The 17,231-nt window shown below is 50.3% G+C and carries 14 protein-coding genes; 8 read left to right on the top strand and 6 right to left on the bottom strand.

All coding sequences use genetic code 11. The annotated features are described in order from the left end of the window. Positions 1-125: 125 nt before the first annotated feature. Together ACSR9A_RS19765 and ACSR9A_RS19760 are read left to right on the top strand one after the other, a co-directional pair. Positions 126-443: a hypothetical protein gene (locus tag ACSR9A_RS19765; protein ID WP_341279492.1), complete on the top strand. Its 318-nt coding sequence runs from the start codon at positions 126-128 to the stop codon at positions 441-443. Positions 444-501: 58 nt separating this feature from the next. After that, complete coding sequence (locus ACSR9A_RS19760; protein ID WP_473759060.1) at positions 502-819, top strand: hypothetical protein; 318 nt, start codon at positions 502-504, stop codon at positions 817-819. A 145-nt stretch (positions 820-964) separates the two neighbouring features. Here the strand turns inward: ACSR9A_RS19760 and ACSR9A_RS19755 are convergent, their stop codons facing one another. Then, positions 965-2,392 (bottom strand): FAD-dependent oxidoreductase, encoded by a 1,428-nt coding sequence (locus tag ACSR9A_RS19755; protein WP_473759058.1) that lies wholly within the window; start codon positions 2,390-2,392, stop codon positions 965-967. A 253-nt stretch (positions 2,393-2,645) separates the two neighbouring features. Between ACSR9A_RS19755 and ACSR9A_RS19750 the strand changes: the two genes are divergently transcribed. The 4 genes from ACSR9A_RS19750 to ACSR9A_RS19735 all read left to right on the top strand — a co-directional run bounded on the left by ACSR9A_RS19750 (position 2,646) and on the right by ACSR9A_RS19735 (position 9,518). After that, complete coding sequence (locus ACSR9A_RS19750) at positions 2,646-3,320, top strand: response regulator (protein ID WP_473759057.1); 675 nt, start codon at positions 2,646-2,648, stop codon at positions 3,318-3,320. Positions 3,321-3,485: 165 nt separating this feature from the next. Further along, on the top strand, positions 3,486-4,550 hold the full coding sequence (locus ACSR9A_RS19745; protein ID WP_473759056.1) for a DUF4198 domain-containing protein: 1,065 nt from the start codon (positions 3,486-3,488) through the stop codon (positions 4,548-4,550). A 148-nt stretch (positions 4,551-4,698) separates the two neighbouring features. Beyond that, positions 4,699-7,176: a copper resistance CopC/CopD family protein gene (locus ACSR9A_RS19740; RefSeq protein WP_473759055.1), complete on the top strand. Its 2,478-nt coding sequence runs from the start codon at positions 4,699-4,701 to the stop codon at positions 7,174-7,176. Positions 7,177-7,505: 329 nt separating this feature from the next. Then, complete coding sequence (locus tag ACSR9A_RS19735) at positions 7,506-9,518, top strand: methyl-accepting chemotaxis protein (protein WP_473759054.1); 2,013 nt, start codon at positions 7,506-7,508, stop codon at positions 9,516-9,518. Positions 9,519-9,735: 217 nt separating this feature from the next. On the opposite strand, the gene ACSR9A_RS19730 is transcribed toward ACSR9A_RS19735, so the two are convergent. From ACSR9A_RS19730 to ACSR9A_RS19710, 5 genes are all read right to left on the bottom strand, one after another. Next, complete coding sequence (locus ACSR9A_RS19730; RefSeq protein WP_473759053.1) at positions 9,736-10,905, bottom strand: MalY/PatB family protein; 1,170 nt, start codon at positions 10,903-10,905, stop codon at positions 9,736-9,738. Between the two features lie 18 nt (positions 10,906-10,923). Next, on the bottom strand, positions 10,924-11,664 hold the full coding sequence (locus ACSR9A_RS19725) for an amino acid ABC transporter ATP-binding protein (protein ID WP_341279485.1): 741 nt from the start codon (positions 11,662-11,664) through the stop codon (positions 10,924-10,926). Between the two features lie 10 nt (positions 11,665-11,674). Continuing rightward, the gene (locus ACSR9A_RS19720) at positions 11,675-12,343 is read right to left on the bottom strand and encodes an amino acid ABC transporter permease (protein WP_341279484.1); all 669 of its coding nucleotides are present in this window, start codon (positions 12,341-12,343) and stop codon (positions 11,675-11,677) included. Positions 12,344-12,346: 3 nt separating this feature from the next. Further along, the gene (locus ACSR9A_RS19715) at positions 12,347-13,162 is read right to left on the bottom strand and encodes a transporter substrate-binding domain-containing protein (RefSeq protein WP_473759052.1); all 816 of its coding nucleotides are present in this window, start codon (positions 13,160-13,162) and stop codon (positions 12,347-12,349) included. Between the two features lie 208 nt (positions 13,163-13,370). Beyond that, positions 13,371-14,420 carry a LacI family DNA-binding transcriptional regulator gene (locus tag ACSR9A_RS19710; protein WP_473759051.1) on the bottom strand — a complete coding sequence of 350 codons (1,050 nt, stop codon included), beginning with the start codon at positions 14,418-14,420 and terminating at the stop codon, positions 13,371-13,373. A gap of 207 nt (positions 14,421-14,627) precedes the next feature. On the opposite strand from ACSR9A_RS19710, the gene ACSR9A_RS19705 reads away from it, so the two are divergent. Both ACSR9A_RS19705 and ACSR9A_RS19700 read left to right on the top strand, forming a co-directional pair. Beyond that, entirely contained in the window at positions 14,628-15,428 is an 801-nt protein-coding gene (locus tag ACSR9A_RS19705) for an enoyl-CoA hydratase/isomerase family protein (protein WP_473759050.1), read from the top strand. A gap of 74 nt (positions 15,429-15,502) precedes the next feature. Further along, on the top strand, positions 15,503-17,101 hold the full coding sequence (locus ACSR9A_RS19700) for an acyl CoA:acetate/3-ketoacid CoA transferase (RefSeq protein ID WP_473759049.1): 1,599 nt from the start codon (positions 15,503-15,505) through the stop codon (positions 17,099-17,101). The last annotated feature ends 130 nt before the right edge of the window (positions 17,102-17,231 follow it).

Genomic DNA, 17,231 nt, shown 5'->3' with positions numbered 1-17,231 from the left:
CTTCCTGTTCTATTTTTGGATACCTTCATCATAGGCTGGGCATATATACCATTCAGTATCAATATGGTATTTGTGGTATTAATTCCATTTAATAGTTTGAAGCTTATTACCAGGAGGGATCGTCTATGGAAAGGCCTATTGGGATTATTGTATCAGAGCCGCATGCTTTAGCAGGGCAAGGTAGTCGTTCAAGTGGAAACTTCTCTACGGATTGGTTTGGAGGAGCCCATGTTATGTTGGTTGAAGTAACGGTTGATGGTCAAATTGATAATACGATAACTTTCAGTATTGCTGAAGATAAAAGTGGCAGTGATCCCGTTAGAGCTAAAAATGTGAAGAATAACGATCAAGTGGGATATATAGGAAGCAACTCGTTATACATTTGTGAGGTTAGATGTCCAGTGAATAAGAATTTTATGATTACATTTAAACCTTATGTCTAGTAAATCATTCAAAATGAATTTTTATGAGGATAGTCCATTAAATTTAGGAGTGTGAATCATGAGCAGACCAATCGCTGTTGTTGTATCCAGTAATACCGTTTTAAACGATGAAAGAAGTCGCACAAGTGGTAATTTTTCGACGAAATGGTTTGGCTCATGTAAATATATGGAGGTTGAAGTGAGCGTAAATGGTAAAATTAATAATGATATTAAATTCAGCATGGCTATTGATATTAATAATGGAAACGATGTTACGAAATATAATGACGTCAAAAATGGTTCGAGAATAGATTATTATGATTCAAATACATTTTATATTTGTGAGGTAACTTCAAGTCAACGTGAAAATTTTATGGTTAAGTTTTTTCCCGTATAGGAGCAGGGTGCAGCTTGTTCAATTAACGTAATTAATGTAATGGTGAAGGTGAAAAGGGATGTCCCCGACCGTTAGGCTCGGGGACATCCCTTGCTGCATCATGCAGGTAAATGGAAGGTTGAGCGGGAGATATCGGTACGAATTGTTATTTCACCGGGCTGACGGGTGCCGTCGGTGTTCCCGCAGCGGCTGGGTCAGCCTTACGTGCTGGCTGAGCTTGCGTCTCGACCTGCTCACCAGGGGCGAGCATCGCTTGAAGCGCGGCCTGGTTAAGCAAGCTCCACGGCTTATTGTAATGCGGCTGGAAGAAGAAGTCGACGAAGCCGAGCTCATCAATCGTCATGCGGTTTTGGATACATACCGACATCGTATTCATCATTTGCGTCAGATCGGCTTTCGATAAAATTTGTGCACCGACGACACGCTCGCTGTCCGCTTCATAAACGAATTTCAGCGTGACCTCCTCAAACGTTGGCATAAATTCCGGACGGTAGTTTTCAACGATTGTGACAGTTTTCACATTCATTTCAGCAGCAAGCGCAGCCGTTTCAGTCAAACCCGTCGATGCAATGTTGTAGTCAAATAGCTTAATCGCCGACGTTCCTTGCGTGCCTAAATATTTCACGCGCGGCTGCAGCAGGTTTTTGCCGATGAGCGTTCCCATCCGAACCGCATTCGTTGCGAGTGGAATGTAGGCGTGCTGGCCAGTTGGGTTGTACATAACGGCGCAGCTGTCTCCGGCAGCGAACACATCCGGCTGGCTGGTGCGCATATATTCGTCGACGATAATTGCGCCATTGGGCAGCATATCGACTTGGCCTTTCAGCAGCTCCGTATTAGGACGGAAGCCGATGCACATAATGACAAGATCAGCCTCGTATTCGCCTTTGGTCGTCAAAATCTGCTTCACTTCTCCATTTGTGCCCTTAAAGCCGGTAACGGTCTGGTCAAGCGCAAGCTCAATGCCATGTGCGGCGAGATCGGCTTCAATGACATCGGTGTATTCCTGATCCAAATATTTGTACAAAATGCGATCCATATTATCGATTAGCGTCACCTGCTTGCCGAGCTGCTCGAACGCTTCCACCAGCTCGATGCCGATGTAGCCAGCGCCGATGACGGCAATACGGTTTGCGTATTTTGCTTTTTCGATAATCGTTTGGGCGTGATTGTAGTTTTTGCATAAAAGAATATTTTCAAGCTCCATGCCCTCAAGCTTCGGAATAATCGGCCACGAGCCAGTAGTCACCACAAGCTTGTCATAGCTGTTTTCAAACGTTTCATTCGTCAGCAGATTGCGGACGGTTACGGTTTTTGCATTGGTATCGACATTCAGCACCTCATGCTGCATATGCGTTTGAACGCCCATGACGGCAAGCTGCTCAGGCGAAGCGTAGAAAAGCTTGGTTGGATCTTTGACGACGCCTCCGACATGAAGGGCGATGCCGCACGACAGGAAGGAAATGTTGTCATTTTTCTCGAAAACGGTAATTTCCGCCTCAGGGTGAAGCTTGATCATTTGATTAATAGCGGCAGTTCCTGCATGTGTACATCCAATAACGGTAACCTTCATAGTAGGGGCCTCCTCGAGTATATGTGAATGTTTTCACAACCATAATGTTTAATGTGAAATGATTCACAATGTGTTGTTGGTATTATCATAAAACATTCGATGCCTGAAAACAAGGTCGGAATTGTGAACTTTTTCACAAGGTATGGCATAGCCCCTTCGAGCCATATTCAAGCGGGTTGTTTTCAGCCACAATAAAAGGTGTACAATATACAGGAGTAGGATAGAGTGACAGTGGCGCGAGGGCCAGACGTCAATGAGAAAAGAGGGATGCGGCGTGACTCAGCCGGTTCGAATATTAATTGTGGACGACCATCATCATGCGCGCGAGGGCATTCGGGCGATTTTGCAGGCGGAGCCTTTGTTTGAGGTTGTCGGCGAGGGCTGCAATGGGCTTGAAGCGCTTGCTCTTACGGAGCAGCTGATGCCGGATTTGATTTTGATGGATATTAATATGAAAGAGATGGACGGGCTCGAAGCGACGAAGGAAATCAAAGCCCGTTACCCCTATGTGAAAATAGTGATTATAACCGTATCGGATGATATAACGCATCTGTTTGAGGCGCTAAAGAAAGGTGCGCAGGGCTATTTGCTCAAAAATTTAAATCCCGGCGCCTGGCGCGAATATTTGAAGGCGATTGCGCTTGATGAAGCGCCTTTGTCGCGGGAGCTGGCGCAGCGCATTTTGCAGGAGTTTGCCCTTGCTGGAGCGGGCAGGCAGCAGGCTGAGGAAAGTCCGCTCACGGCGCGGGAGCAGGAGATTTTGCGCTGTGTGGCACAGGGAGCGGCCAATCGGGACATTGCCGGCATGCTGATGATTTCCGAGCATACCGTGAAAAATCATCTCAAAAACATTTTGCAGAAGCTCCATCTGGACAATCGCGTACAGCTGGCGAAATATGCGTTCGAGCAAGGGTATTTGCGGGACTAAAGCTTGGAAGGGTGCTTGTGCCATGCTGGCGAAGCGTCATCAAAGGTTCACAGCTTGGCGACAATGCGGGTGCGGAAATAGCCCTTTGTAGTCATTCTTTCCCTGAGGGTAGGTCGATATAATAGGATTTAGTTATCCAATATCGATGCTCAGGGGGCTATTTTAATGATCGTTTGGAAAAAGAAACTGGCAGCCGCAGCGCTTGCCGCAGTATTAACATTCAGCGTTTCGGCGACGGCTTTCGCCCATGACGGCTGGACACAGACGAATGCGCCGATTATCGCGCAGGGCGAGGTTGCGTATGTGGATATGCTTTTCGGCAACCATTCCAATGATCACAAAAGCTATCGCATTACCGGCCAATGGGGTGTAGACAGCTCGAAGGTATATGTGACTTCTCCGGCAGGAGTGAAGACGGACATTACGTCAACGCGGTTTTACACAGGTGAAGCAGCTACAGAGACGGAGCCAGCCGTAAACAATGGTTTTGTCGCTTCCTTCTCGGCGGCATCGCCAGGCGCTTACATCGTAACGGGTGAATCGGACAGCGTGAGTACGACCTCGCTCAGCCGCTCGTTGCGCAGCGCGAAATCGTTCGTAGCGATCAGCGATCTTCCGCTTATTGCCCGGGTCAGCGCGCTGAAAGGCTTTGCGAATCCAGTGAGCCTTGACCGTGCGGAGTTCGTCCCGCAGTTCAACCCGGCAGCTGCCGTGCCAGGTCAGGATGTAAAGGTGCAATTGCTGCTCAAAGGTGAGCCGGTAGCGGATGCTGAAGTATCGCTCATTCGCCGCAGCAACTCCGAAGGGCAGACGCTGACAACGGATGACAATGGATTTGTGACTTATAAGACGGGAGCAGCCGACTATTATTTGCTGCGTGCTTCGACGTCTACGGATGAGAGCAAAGAGGGCGAATATACGAAGGTCAATTATACAGCAACGATGACCTACACGGTGCAAAATGCAGGCGTCAAGCTGCCAGGGGGCAAAGCTAGCCCTATTCCTTATGTATATGTCGATGGGAAACTCGTATCCAGCGACAGCCTAACCATTGTGAAAGGCTCAACGAACGCGAGCGCCGATTTTCTGAAGCAATATATTGACCCGAGCTACAGCAGCAAAAATGCCGCTTCCTTGCGTCAAACAGCTGAAAAAGCAGGAGCGGTTGTCGAGTTTTTGCCGGCAGTTGGCGATACACGTGCAGCCGTGCTGATTTATACGAAAAAATAGAAGGTCATAACCGGCAGCGAGCAACAGTGCTTTGTCTGCCAGTGAACAACAATTGAAAGCAGCTGCCCTAAACGCGCAGCACTGCTTACGCATAGCGGGGTCGCCATCATTAGGCGGCTCTGTTTGCATGAGAAGGAAGGAGAGGCGAATGATTCCTCATAAGTTGAAAATAAACCTGCTTGCACTGGCGGCGCTGCTGCTGTTCATGCTTTGCAGCCCGGCCCTTGCGGACGCGCATGCGAATATGGAGCGCTCGACTCCGCTCCAGGATGCCGAGCTCAGCGAATCGCCTTCATCCATTCGCATTCAGTATACAGAAGAGTTCGATCCGGATTTAAGCCGGATTGTGCTGGAGGATGAGGCTGGCAATACGATAAAAGGCAAGCTGTCTGCGGAGAAGGACAGATGGCTTGTTTATACGATTCCTAAGCTGTCGCCAGGTATCTATAAGGTGAAATGGCAGGTGCTATCCGTGGATACACATGTCACGGACGGTTCCTTTCGCTTTGCAATCGGCATGCCGCTCGCGACGTCGAAGCCAAGCGATACGATCTCGCTTGATGGCGGTGCCAGCAATGCCTCGCCGTCACCGACAGCGACGGCGAAGCCTAGTGCATCAGCCTCGCCGAGTGCCGGAGGCGGGAGCGCCGGCCAGGGCAAGGACGCTTCATCGGGAGCGGCTAGCCAGCCGGGCAGCGGAAGCACCAGCACCTCTGGAGGTAAAGGCGGCGGCTCGCAGGGTGGTGTTGACGCTAACGGCAGCGGCTCTGGAGGCAAAGCTTCTGGAGGCGCGGTGGGAGGTGGCACTTCCTCAGAAGGCAAGACGAATGGCGGTGGAAGCGGCTCGGCGAGTCCTGCATCAAATGCTGGTTCAGGAAGCGGTGGAGCAGTAGGAGGCGACACTGGATCGGGCGCTGGGGAAGCGGAAGGCTCCAGCAGCTCCGGTCAAGGCGGAACGGTCAGCGCAGCAGGCGGTACTAGCTCGGTAGCGGAGCCGGATCGATCGGCTGGAGCTGGGAGCAGCGAAGTATCCGTGGGAAGTGAAGAGGCTGCAGGCTCTCTTAAAGAGAGCGACGGGAAAGCGGCAAGCGGCGATTCTGCTGCATTGGCTAACGGTGAGCAGCAAGCTGCAATCGGTCTTGACCCATCAAACACCGCATTCGAATCGCCTACTGCAGTGGAAGGAGATGGAGCAGCGGGCGAGGCGGCGCAAGCAGCGGATGAATCGCATGGGCATTCCATGTCTGGCGATCATGGAGCCAATCACGATATGGACATGGACATGGATGCGAACGGCAATATGATCGGCCATTCGGATGACCATGATGCTGGACATCAGAGCGATTGGCGTACAGTTATTTACACGCTGCTGCGAATTATTGAGGTCATTGCTGCGGCGTGCATAGTTGCTTTTTTATATGCCAGGTATGTGCTTTGGTCGCGTGCGGATAGCTCAGCGATACCGCGGCTGCTTAGCAAGCGCAGCGAGCGCCTCTTGTTTATAGGTGCGGCGATAGCGCTTGGCGCCACAGGATTTTTCCACGTATGGCTGTTAGCAGAGCAGCTTAGCGCATTTGAAATGGGAAGCGGCGGAGCGCTGTACCAAAAGATTTTATCCATGACGATGGTGGGACGCGCAGCATGGCTGCGGCCTGCATTGGCGGCGCTTATGCTGCTGCTGGCCTATGCGCCGCAGCGTGATGAACGCTGGGTTGCGCCGTTGAAGTGGTTGATGGCTTTGCTGTTAACGGTGCTTTACCCATTAACGGGTCATGCTAATGCTTCTAGTTTCCTATCAGTGGCGGTACTGTCGCATATTGTGCATATATGGACCGCAGCCATATGGTTCGGCGGCATCCTCGCCATTATTGGGGCCACTTGGAAGACTAGTTTTTCTAGCGCCGAAGAGCAGCGAGACGCGTTAATGCTCATGATCAAGCGATTTTCACAGGCCGCGCTGCCTATTATTATTTTGCTGGCCGCAACGGGTTTCATCTTGTCGTTGCAGCGGCTTAACGCATGGACGGAGCTCGCAGGCAGCAGCTATGGACGTTTGGTTGTGCTAAAAACGCTGCTGCTGGTTGCCGTTATCGGCATTGGCGCTTATCATCGTTTTTCCCTAATGCCGCGTTTGGCGGCAGGGATGAAAAAGGGGGCAGCAGACAACAGCTCTGCTCCTAAATTTGTGCAAGCGGTGCGTGTAGAGGCGCTGCTGGCGCTGGCTGCTTTTATCGTAGCTGGCATGCTGTCTTCCACTGCGCCACCAGAGCAGCCTGCTTTTGCTGAACCTGTGTACTGGCATGTGATGGGCGATAAAGCCCATATGTCTATGCGAATTAAGCCAGAAGAGCAGATCTATCAGCTGGATGTGTGGCTGCCGACTGGTATGGGCGCTCCAACGCTTATCGCGGTACAAGCGAAGGATGATAGCGAGCAGGGGGATATGCGGGACATTCCCTTCGAGTTTAATAAGGGCGGGCCAGATCCTTATGGCTTTGAAGGCTTTGACAAATATACGTATTTGTCGAAGGCTCCCGTGCCTGCGGTCGGCGATATATGGGATATGACGATTGTCATTACCGATTCAACGGGCGAGGAGCATCGCTACGAGAAGCGCATACCTTAATGCGTGAAATAAGCGATAACCGCTAGCCCGCGAAACGACTATTTTGGCATATAATCCGAGCATAAACGATTGAGTATACAACGGAAAGAGGAGCAAATCTTGCTCCTCTTTCTTTATTTTAAATATGTGAAAAGGAATAGAAAGGAAATAATGCCTTTAGTATGGAATGATTTAGCAACCATTTCAATCGTGAATTGGAGATGAGACGGATACAATAATCTCTTTGTTGAAAATTTGTTACAAATACAATGAAAAATCTATCAATTTTCAAATGAGGTCTGTCGACTATAATTACATATACAATAAATGCAAGCTGGGGAGATTACATCATGAAGGAGAAGAGAGAGATGAAGAAAAAACCGCAATGGCAGCAAAAGTTTTATATGAGGAGGCTTAGAAGCAGGCTTCTTCTCTATATTTCATTGATGCTCATTCTTTCACTGGCCGTTTCTACATTCTTTTCTTACAGCAACGCTAAAATTCAGCTTCAGGATAAAATGGGACAAACAGCAGCCTCTACGGTATCCTCGCTTGATATGTCGATCGATCAGATCGTTGGGCTTGAGAAAGCCAATGTGAAGCAACTAGCCTACTTGCTCTCATCGGCAGCAGTAGATGAAAAGGCTGAGACTACTCAGGCGCTTATAGACAATTTTACAGCAAACCATCCCGAGGTGGAAATTGTAACGATTGGCAACGCGAACGGCAGCTGGATGAAATCGCCGAATCCGGGTCAGGAGGATTACGACCCGCGGGAGCGCTCTTGGTACAAGGCGATTATGGCGGCTTCAGGAGAAGTTGTAGTATCCCAGCCGGGCTTATCGGCAACGACGAATAAGTATACGATTACTGTGTCTCAAGCGTTTGCAGATGGTCAGGGCGGGGTTACCGTTGCTTTGAGCGTAGAGGCAATCGGGCAATTAATTCAAAATGTTAAAATCGGCTCGGAGGGCTTTGTTTATTTGATGGATCAGCAGGGCGTTATTTTGGCGCATCCTACGATTGAAGTAGGAACTCCTATTAATAATGAAGGTATTCAGTCCATTCTGGGGCAGGATAGCGGGGAGCTCTTCTACAATGATCCGATTAACAATGTGGAACGCAAAGCCTTTTACGTGACGAACAAGGATACCGGACTGAAATTGGTCGGGGCTCTGCCAACCGAGGAGTTTACGGAGGCCGCGCTGCCTATATTGCTTAACTCGCTGCTCGTCATGGTCATTTCGCTCGTTGCGGCATTCGTCATTTTATTCTTTATTATCCGGGCCATTACAAGGCCTATCGAGCAATTGAACCGTGCGGCCAGACGGGTAAGCGAAGGTTATTTGCAGGAAAAAGTCGAGACGAAGCGCCGGGACGAAATCGGGGAGCTTGCGGGTAACTTCAACGCGATGGTCGATTCTCTCCGCGGTATTGTTATGGAAGTGGCGGATTCGTCGAATCAGCTGGCGGCTGCCAGCCAGCAGCTTAGTGCAAGCACAACGGAAAATACGAAGACGGTGGAGCTTGTATCGGAGCTGATCGGCGGAGCGGCACAAGGGGCGGACAATCAAGCGCGCATGACGGACGAGACGCGCAGAACGATGGAGGAAATGGCGATCGGCATTACGAGAATTGCTGAAGCATCGTCTGAAATTGTGCAATCGTCGAAGGAGACGGAGCAGAATGTTGCGGAAGGCAGCGACAAAGTACAGGAAGTAACGGTTCAAATGAGAAAAATCGGCGAATCCATCGACCAGTCCTCCGAGCAGATCGAGCAGCTGCATGATCTTAGCGCACAGGTGACGCAGATGAGTACAGCGATTGCAGGCATTGCCAAGCAGACGAATCTTCTGTCGCTTAATGCGGCCATTGAAGCATCGCGGGCAGGCGATCACGGCAAAGGCTTTGCCGTCGTTGCACAGGAAGTGCAGAAGCTGGCAGACCAGACGAAGACGACAGCTGATGAAATATTGGATACGATTGGCCAGATGACGAAGCTGGTTGCAGCTACTTACGATATGATGAAATACAAAGTTTCCGAGGATATGCGGGGAGGACTGCGCATAACGGAGGAAGCAGGACAGGCGCTGGCAAGCATTGAACATTCCACGAGGCTGATTGTCCAGCAAATTCATGATGTCTCGGCGGTGACGGAGGAGATGTCGGCAAGTGCCGAGGAAGTGGCGGCGTCCATTCACGAGGTTTCGGGCATTGCGAACGAATCATCACAATCGTTTCGCCAAGTGACACAGGCTGGCAACCAGCAGCTTGATGCGATGGAGGGCATTTCCTCATCTGCAGTCGGCCTGTCGGAAATTGCTTCCGAGCTGCAAAACAAAGTAGGCAGCTTTAAACTGTAAGCTGCGATAACGCGATGCACGCCTGATTAGCGTAGACAAAGAAATAAACAATAAACACGGAAATCAATAGAGGATTAAATACAAAAACAGCCGTCCTGCGCAGCCTATTGGCTGCCATGCAGGATGGCTATTTTTATTGCTGCTCGGTGGCTGAACGCTATAGCGAAAGTTAAATGACGCAGCTTCGCGCGCAGCCAATGCCTAATTAGTCAGTAGTTCACCCCAGCTTGGAAACGGCTTGCTTCATTTGGTGAAGAGCTCGTTCCAGCACAGCTGTGGGAAAGCCGACACTCATGCGAAGGAAGCCTTCTCCGTTGCCGCAGGAGGAGCCATCCCTGAACGCAATTTTTGCCTCCCGCATAAAATAAGGGGCAAGCTGCTCCGGAGGCAAGCCCAGCTCACGGGCATCAAGCCATAATAAATAGGTGGCTTCCGGCTGAATGAGCTTGATTTGAGGAATATGTTCTCGCAAATATTCCCCTACAAACCGTACATTTTCCTCCAGATACGCAACGAGCTGATCAACATAGTAGCCGCCATGCCAGTAGGCGGCCTCCAGCGCCACCACGCCGAACACGGGACGGTCAATCGCTTTGTTGTTGATAAGGGCAATGCGGAAAGCTTCACGCCAGCGCTCATTAGGAATGATAGCAGCAGAGGCGCGCATGCCGGCGAGATTAAACGTTTTACTCGGATTGACGGTGACCATGCATTGCTGAGCGATTTCATCCGAAATAGCTGGCAGCGGAATGTGGGTAAACGCCTCGTAAGCCAGATCAGCATGTACCTCGTCTGCGATAACGAATACATTGTAGCGCAGGCAAAGCTCGGCGATTCTTGTCAGCTCTAGCTTTGTCCAGCAGCGTCCGACCGGATTATGCGGATTGCAAAGCAGCATCAGCTTCGTACGCGGGTTGCTAAGCTGGCGCTCCAAATCTTCAAAATCGATCTCGTAGCGTCCATTGTGCAGCTTGAGCTTATTTTCCGCTTTAATGCGTCCACTATTATCAATCAAGCTGTGGAAAGCATGATAGACAGGTGTCTGAATCAATACCCGGTCACCGGGCTGTGTGAAAGCTTGCACGGCAAATACGAGTGAAGAGCCAACAGAGGGAGAATACTCGACCCATTTCGGCTCTATAGGAAATTGAAAGCGGCTTGCCATCCAATGTTGGACAGCAAGCGCCAGTCCCTCGCTTTCGGCGACATAGCCAAACATGCCATGCTCTACCCGTGCAGCGAGGGCATCAATTATGGGCTGTGCCGTTGTAAAATCTGTTTCTGCCAAATGCATGGGCAGCACATCTTCCGGAAATAGGGTGTGCATTTGTGAATCGGTATGACGTCGATCGAGCTGTACGCTAAAATTATGTGTGCGAGTCATCATTTGCCTCTTCCCCTGTCGTCAGTTTTTGGAAAAGACCGTTCCTAAAAATTTCTTCGTCCGCTCCTGCTGCGGTTGTCCGAACAGGCTTTGCGGATCGCCTTCCTCGATAATCGAGCCGTCCGCCATAAAGATGACGCGGTCAGCAATTTCCCGGGCGAAGGACATTTCATGGGTCACAATCAGCATCGTTGTGTCCGTAGCAACGATAGAGCGGATGACCTGCAGAACTTCCCCAACAAGCTCGGGGTCAAGCGCCGAGGTTGGCTCATCGAGTAAAATCACCGCAGGATTGACGGCCAGTGCACGAGCAATGGCCACGCGCTGCTGCTGTCCGCCGGACAACATGGCAGGATAGCTGCTTGCTTTGCTTGCTAGCCCAACCTGATCCAGCAGCTTGTGGCCCAGTGCTTCGGCATCAGGCTTATTCATCTTTTTGGTGACAATAAGCGCTTCAATGACGTTTTGCAGCGCCGTCTTATTTTTGAATAAATTGTAATGCTGGAAAACCATCGCCGATTTCTGTCTCAGGGCGTAGGCATCTGATTTCTTCAGCCTTCTTGCATCGACCTCGAAACCATCAATTTCAATGTGGCCGGCATCCGGCGTTTCCAGCAGATTGAGGCAGCGAAGCAGCGTGGATTTGCCCGAACCGGACGGTCCAATAATCGCAACGACCTCGCGGCGCTTCACTTCCAGATTGATTTGCTTCAGCACCTCGTTATCGCCGAAATGCTTGCTTAACCCGCTCACTTTTAGCATAACAGAACTCCTATCGATAAGGCTTGCTCATTGCCTTTTCCAATTTTCCCTGCAGCATGGTCAGCACGATCGTTACGGCCCAATAAATGAGGGCAACGGCAATATAGCTCTCCAAAAAACGGAAGGAGTTGCTGGCCAAAATTTTCGTTTGCGCGAAAATGTCGGTCACACCAACTGTAAAGGCGAGCGAGGACTCCTTGACCAGCATAATCAAATAGTTGCCTAGACTTGGAACGGCAATCCGCATCGCTTGCGGCAAAATAACTCGGCGGAAGCCCTGCCATTTGGTCATGCCGACTGAAAGGCAGGCTTCCATTTGCCCGCTATCGACCGCATTCAGCGCCCCACGGAATTCTTCCGCCAAATAGGCGGCATTTTTAAAGCTGAGAGCAACGATTGTTGCGGTAATTGCATCAATAAAGGTGAATTCCGGAAAAATTTGCGGGATTCCCACATAAAAGATAAACAGCGTAACAAGAGTAGGCACCGAGCGAAAGAAGGAAATATATACTTTTGCCACTGGTGACAAAATAAAAATTTTATTGTTAATAATGAGCGCCAGCACAATACCCATAAGACAAGCCAGAAGCATGGAGCCGACCGCCAGCATCAGCGTCATCGGCAAATACTTCAGCAGCTTGGGTATCGCTTCGAATATAAACGCTGTATCGAAATTCATCGTTTAGTTAGCCTTGCTGATGTCTTGTTTCAAATGTTCATTCGACAGCTTCGTCAGCGTGCCGTCTTTTGCAAGGGCCTCAAGTGCTTCGTTGAAGGAATCACGCAGCTTCTTGCCGTCTTCGGTGTTCGGGAACGGGAATGCTTCCTCGTAAGTGTAAACCGGGTCTCCCGCTTTCTTCAAAGCAAGGCCCGAGTTGTCGATCAGCAGCTGTGCACCGGCGCGGTCCATAATATAAGCATCAAGGCGTTTCAGAGCAACATCATTCAAGATTACGCTAGGATCTTCATAAGTTGTAATGTTCAGCTCGTTGTTAGGATCATTGGCGCGCAAGTAAGCTTCCTTACTTGTACCAACGTCAACACCGATTTTCTTGCCCTTCAAATCAGCCAGCGATTGGATGGAATCATCATCAGCGCGGACGATCAGCTGTGCTCCGGAATAAATATAAGTATTGGAGAAGATGTATTTCTCTTTACGTTTTTCGTTAGCTTCCACTTGGTTGGCGATCGTGTCGATCTTGCCAGCGTCCAGCATGCCGAACATGCCCGCCATATCAGCAGTCGTCCAGTTTACTTTCGTGTAGCCCAAATATTTGGCAACAGCTTCTGCTACAGCAATATCATAACCTTCCAGCTTGTCCCCATCTTTCTTGGAGAAACCGATGCTGACGCCAAACGTTGCCAGATTTAATTCTTTGCTTTCTGTTTTGTTGCCAGAGCTAGCGCTTTCAGAATCATTAGTCGTTTTCGACCCGCATGCTCCCAGTACTAACGTCATGGCAAGCATTAATAAGACCACACTTTTTTTTCCAAACATGTTGACAAAAGCCTCCTCTTAGTAGATCGATCTAATTACAAGCCAAACGTGTCCGGGTGCTGCTGTAGCCAGCGAAACCGTTCGCGCTTGATTCTATTAGTAAATAAACGCGTAACGTCTATTTCCTATTAGTTTTGTTGGAATTATAGCAAGTTAAAAATTGAATGTCAATGACCATTTCGCCAGCTAAATGACAGGGGTGCATCGATTAATGCACGCCCATAAAATGTGTTGAGGATTCGCGGATTACAAGCTTTGGCGGCAAAATAATTCTAGCCGTCTCCTGAGCAGCCGCTGTAGGTGTCTCGGCGCTGATGCGCTGGTGGAGCAGGTTTGCCGCCTCGATTCCCCACTGGCCAGACCCAACGGCAACCGTCGTCAAGCCAGGATTTGCCGTAGCTGCTTCTTTAATATCGTCAAAACCAACGAGAGCCATATCCTTGCCGGCGACAAGCCGATTTTCCCTAAGTCCGACGATGACGCCAAGCGCGACAATATCGTTATGGCACAGCGCCGCTGTAGGCAGCTTGTCCTGACGGATGAGCTGATTAATAATGACAGCGCCGCTTTCGCGTGTAGGCGGGCCAGGAATAATGTGGTGCTGATCGGTCGGGATGCGGGATTCCTCAAGTCCTTCCAAATAGCCAGCGAGCCGTTCGTTATAAGCGGATGTATGAGGCGTGCCGCCAAGCAGAGCAATATGCTTATGCCCTTGGTCGGCCAAATGCCGGACAGCCATCTTCGTGCCCCACTGGAAATCGGTGCCGATATAATCAACGCGTGCTCCGGAAATTTCACGGCCGATAAGGACGCAAGGGACGTTTAAATGCTTTAGCCGGGCAAATACGGCAGGGTTTGTCCCCGCAACGGGAGCCATAATAATGCCGCAAACATGATGCTCCAGCATCGTCTCGAGTATGCGCTCCTGCTTGCTTTCCGATTCAAAAGTCATGCCAAGCAGCGTCGTATAGCCGAGTTCATCGAGTCGATCCTGCAAATTGGTGAGCAGCTCAGAGAAGAAGGGATTGCCGATATCCGTTATAATAATGCCCACAGTAGAAGAGCGTCTGGAGCGAAAGCTTGCTGCGACGCGATCATAGACATAACCGAGCTTATTCATCGATGCAAGAACCTTCTGTTTCGTCTGCTCAGTAATGGACGTACTGCCTCTGACAACGAGCGATGCCGTGGCGCGTGACACGCCTGCATCCTTCGCGACATCCTGAAGCGTTACGCGTTTTTCTTTTTTATCGCCCACAATCAGTCACACCTCTTTCATTAGTGAAAATTATAGTACATAATCGCAGCATATGGAATGACTATAGATTCCCCGGCTTGCTGTTGACAGGGGGGATGCCGTTTTTTATAATCAATGGAAAGATTAGATCGATCTAATAGCGAACGGCAGCTGTTCAAATGGACAGCAAAATATAATTAATAATCTCATAATAAGGTGGTTATTGTCATGTCAGCAAATCCGGGAATTGAATTTCACAAGGAAGGCCGTATCGGAATTATCCGCTTCAACAATCCTCCGCTGAACTTGGGAACGAATAACGGGCTTGCGCTGCTTGAGAAGATTTTAGCCGATATTGAGTCGGATGGCGAGCTTCGAGTTGTTGTCCTTACTCATAATGGCAAAGTATTCTCGGCGGGCTCAGACATGAATGAAATACAGCAGCATTTGGAAAAAGATACGTATGTCAGCGACAAAATGGAAAGCGAGATTCGGCTGCGCACCCGCCTGTCCGTACTGCCGATTCCGACGATTGCCGCTTTGGACGGCTCCGCTTATGGCGGTGGTTTTGACTGGGCGCTTAGCTGCGATATGCGGGTAGCTGCACCTCATGTTGTGCTGTCATTGCCAGAGGTAAACATTGGGTCATTCCCGGGAAGCGGCAGCGCCTACCGCATCACCCGCCTCATCGGAGCAGGAAGAGCGATGCAGTTTATGCTGCTTGCCAAGCCGATGAGTGCGAATGAAGCGCTTAGCTTGGGCGTAGTAAACGAGATTGCACACGAAGGAACCGCTTATGAGCTAGCCTATCGCTGGGCAGAGGAAATTGCCGCAAAATCCGGCTCCGCCGTACGCGCTGTAAAGGAGGCGCTTACCCGCATTTTTATGCCGGAGCAGTCCTGGCTTGATTTGACGCAGCTCGATATTTCGCAAAAGGTTGCGGAAAGCGAAGATTTTAAGGAAGGCATGCAGGCCTTCTTCGAGAAGCGTCCTCCTGTTTTCGCAGGTGATACCGTCCAAAAAGTGTAACATTCTAACCGCTGATTTGCTCAACTTATATAGAAGCACAGACGAAAGCAGCCGAAGAAGGAGAATTATCCATCATGTCTAATGCAACTTTGAAAAAAAGAACCGGTCCGGTTCCCATTTTGACCGCTGATGAGGCCGTGCGCCTCATTCCTGACGGAGCCACGGTAGCCTTTAGCGGCGCCGGCGGCGGAATTGTCGAGGCGACTGCTGTCATTGAAGCACTCGCTGATCGCTATCACAAAGAGCAGCAGCCAAGCGGGCTGACTTATCTTCACACAACCGGTCTCGGTGACCGGGCAGATAGAGGGATGAGCCCGATCGCGATTGCCGGCCTTTGCACCAAAGCGATTGGCGGGCATTGGGGGCAATCGCCGCGGATGTCGGAGCTGGCTGAGACGAACCAAATCGAAGCGTATTGCTTCCCGCAAGGTGTCATTACACAGCTGTTCCGTTCCACGGCAGCAGGGCATCCCGGTATTTTGAGCCATGTTGGGCTTGGCTCATTCGTTGATCCTCGCCAGCAAGGCGGCAAACTTAATGAGCGCACGACGAAGGAGCTTGTCCGCCTGATGGAAATCGACGGCAAGGAATGGCTGTTCTATCCGTCGATTAAGCCGGATGTGGCGATTATTCGCGGTACGACTGCCGATACAGACGGTTATATTACGATGGAGGATGAGCCGACTTTTCTGGATGTGCTCAGCATTGCACAGGCTACGAAAAATAGCGGCGGCATTGTCATTGTACAAGTGCAGCGAATGGTTCAAGCTCGTTCGCAGCATCCGAAGACGATCAAAATTCCCGGCTTCCTGGTCGATGCCGTCGTCGTCGTTCCAGAGCAAATGCAGACGTACCAGACGGAAAGCAACCGCTATATGAGCGGTGATTTGCTAGCCGTACAGGGCGGTATCGAGCCTTTGCAGCTAACTGAACGCAAAATTATCGCAAGGCGGGCGCTCATGGAGGCATTCCCTGGAGCCGTAGCCAATCTTGGAGTTGGCATATCTGATGGTGTTGGTTATGTGGCGGCCGAGGAGGGCGTTGGCGAAGCGCTGACGTTTACGGTGGAGCTGGGTCCGATAGGCGGCACACCAGCGAAAGGCATTATTTTTGGAGCGACGATCAGCCCTAGGGCGGTGCTTGACCAGCCGTACCAGTTCGATTTTTATGATGGCGGCGGGCTGGATGTCAGCTTCTTGAGCTTTGCTGAAATGGACCAAGCGGGAAATGTGAACGTTCATAAGTTCAATGGGAAAATTATGGGTGTGGGCGGTTTTATCGACATTGCCCAAAATTCCAAAAAAGTCGTATTCAGCGGCACCTTTACCGCCGGAGGCCTCGACGTCCAGGTAAAGGATGGCCAGGTCGACATTGCAAAGGAAGGACGCTTCCGCAAAATCGTGCCCGCGCTCGCAGACATTTCCTTCAACGGAGTCGAGGCGGCGCAAAACGGCAAGGAAGTTATTTTTATTACGGAGCGAGCGGTGTTCCAGCTTACAGCTCGCGGTCTGATGCTTTGCGAGATTGCCCCAGGAATCGATTTGCAGCGGGATGTTCTTGATCTGCTAGCGTTTGAGCCGCTTATTTCACCAGAGCTCAAGCTGATGGATGCAAGACTCTTCCAAGCGGAGCCAATGGGCCTCAAGCAAGAGTGGGATGCTGCTACAGTATGATTTGGTTGCTTGGCCGTTGTCCGTTCTACGAATGTAAGCCAGCCATAGGCTGAGTCACATTCGTCTGAACTACCAAAAGTCCAATCAACTCAAACATACTTCCGCCTACAATTAAAGAAAAGAGAACAGA

It is taken from the genome of Paenibacillus sp. R-74696 (assembly GCF_055814915.1).
This window is presented reverse-complemented; position numbering and strand designations above follow the sequence as displayed.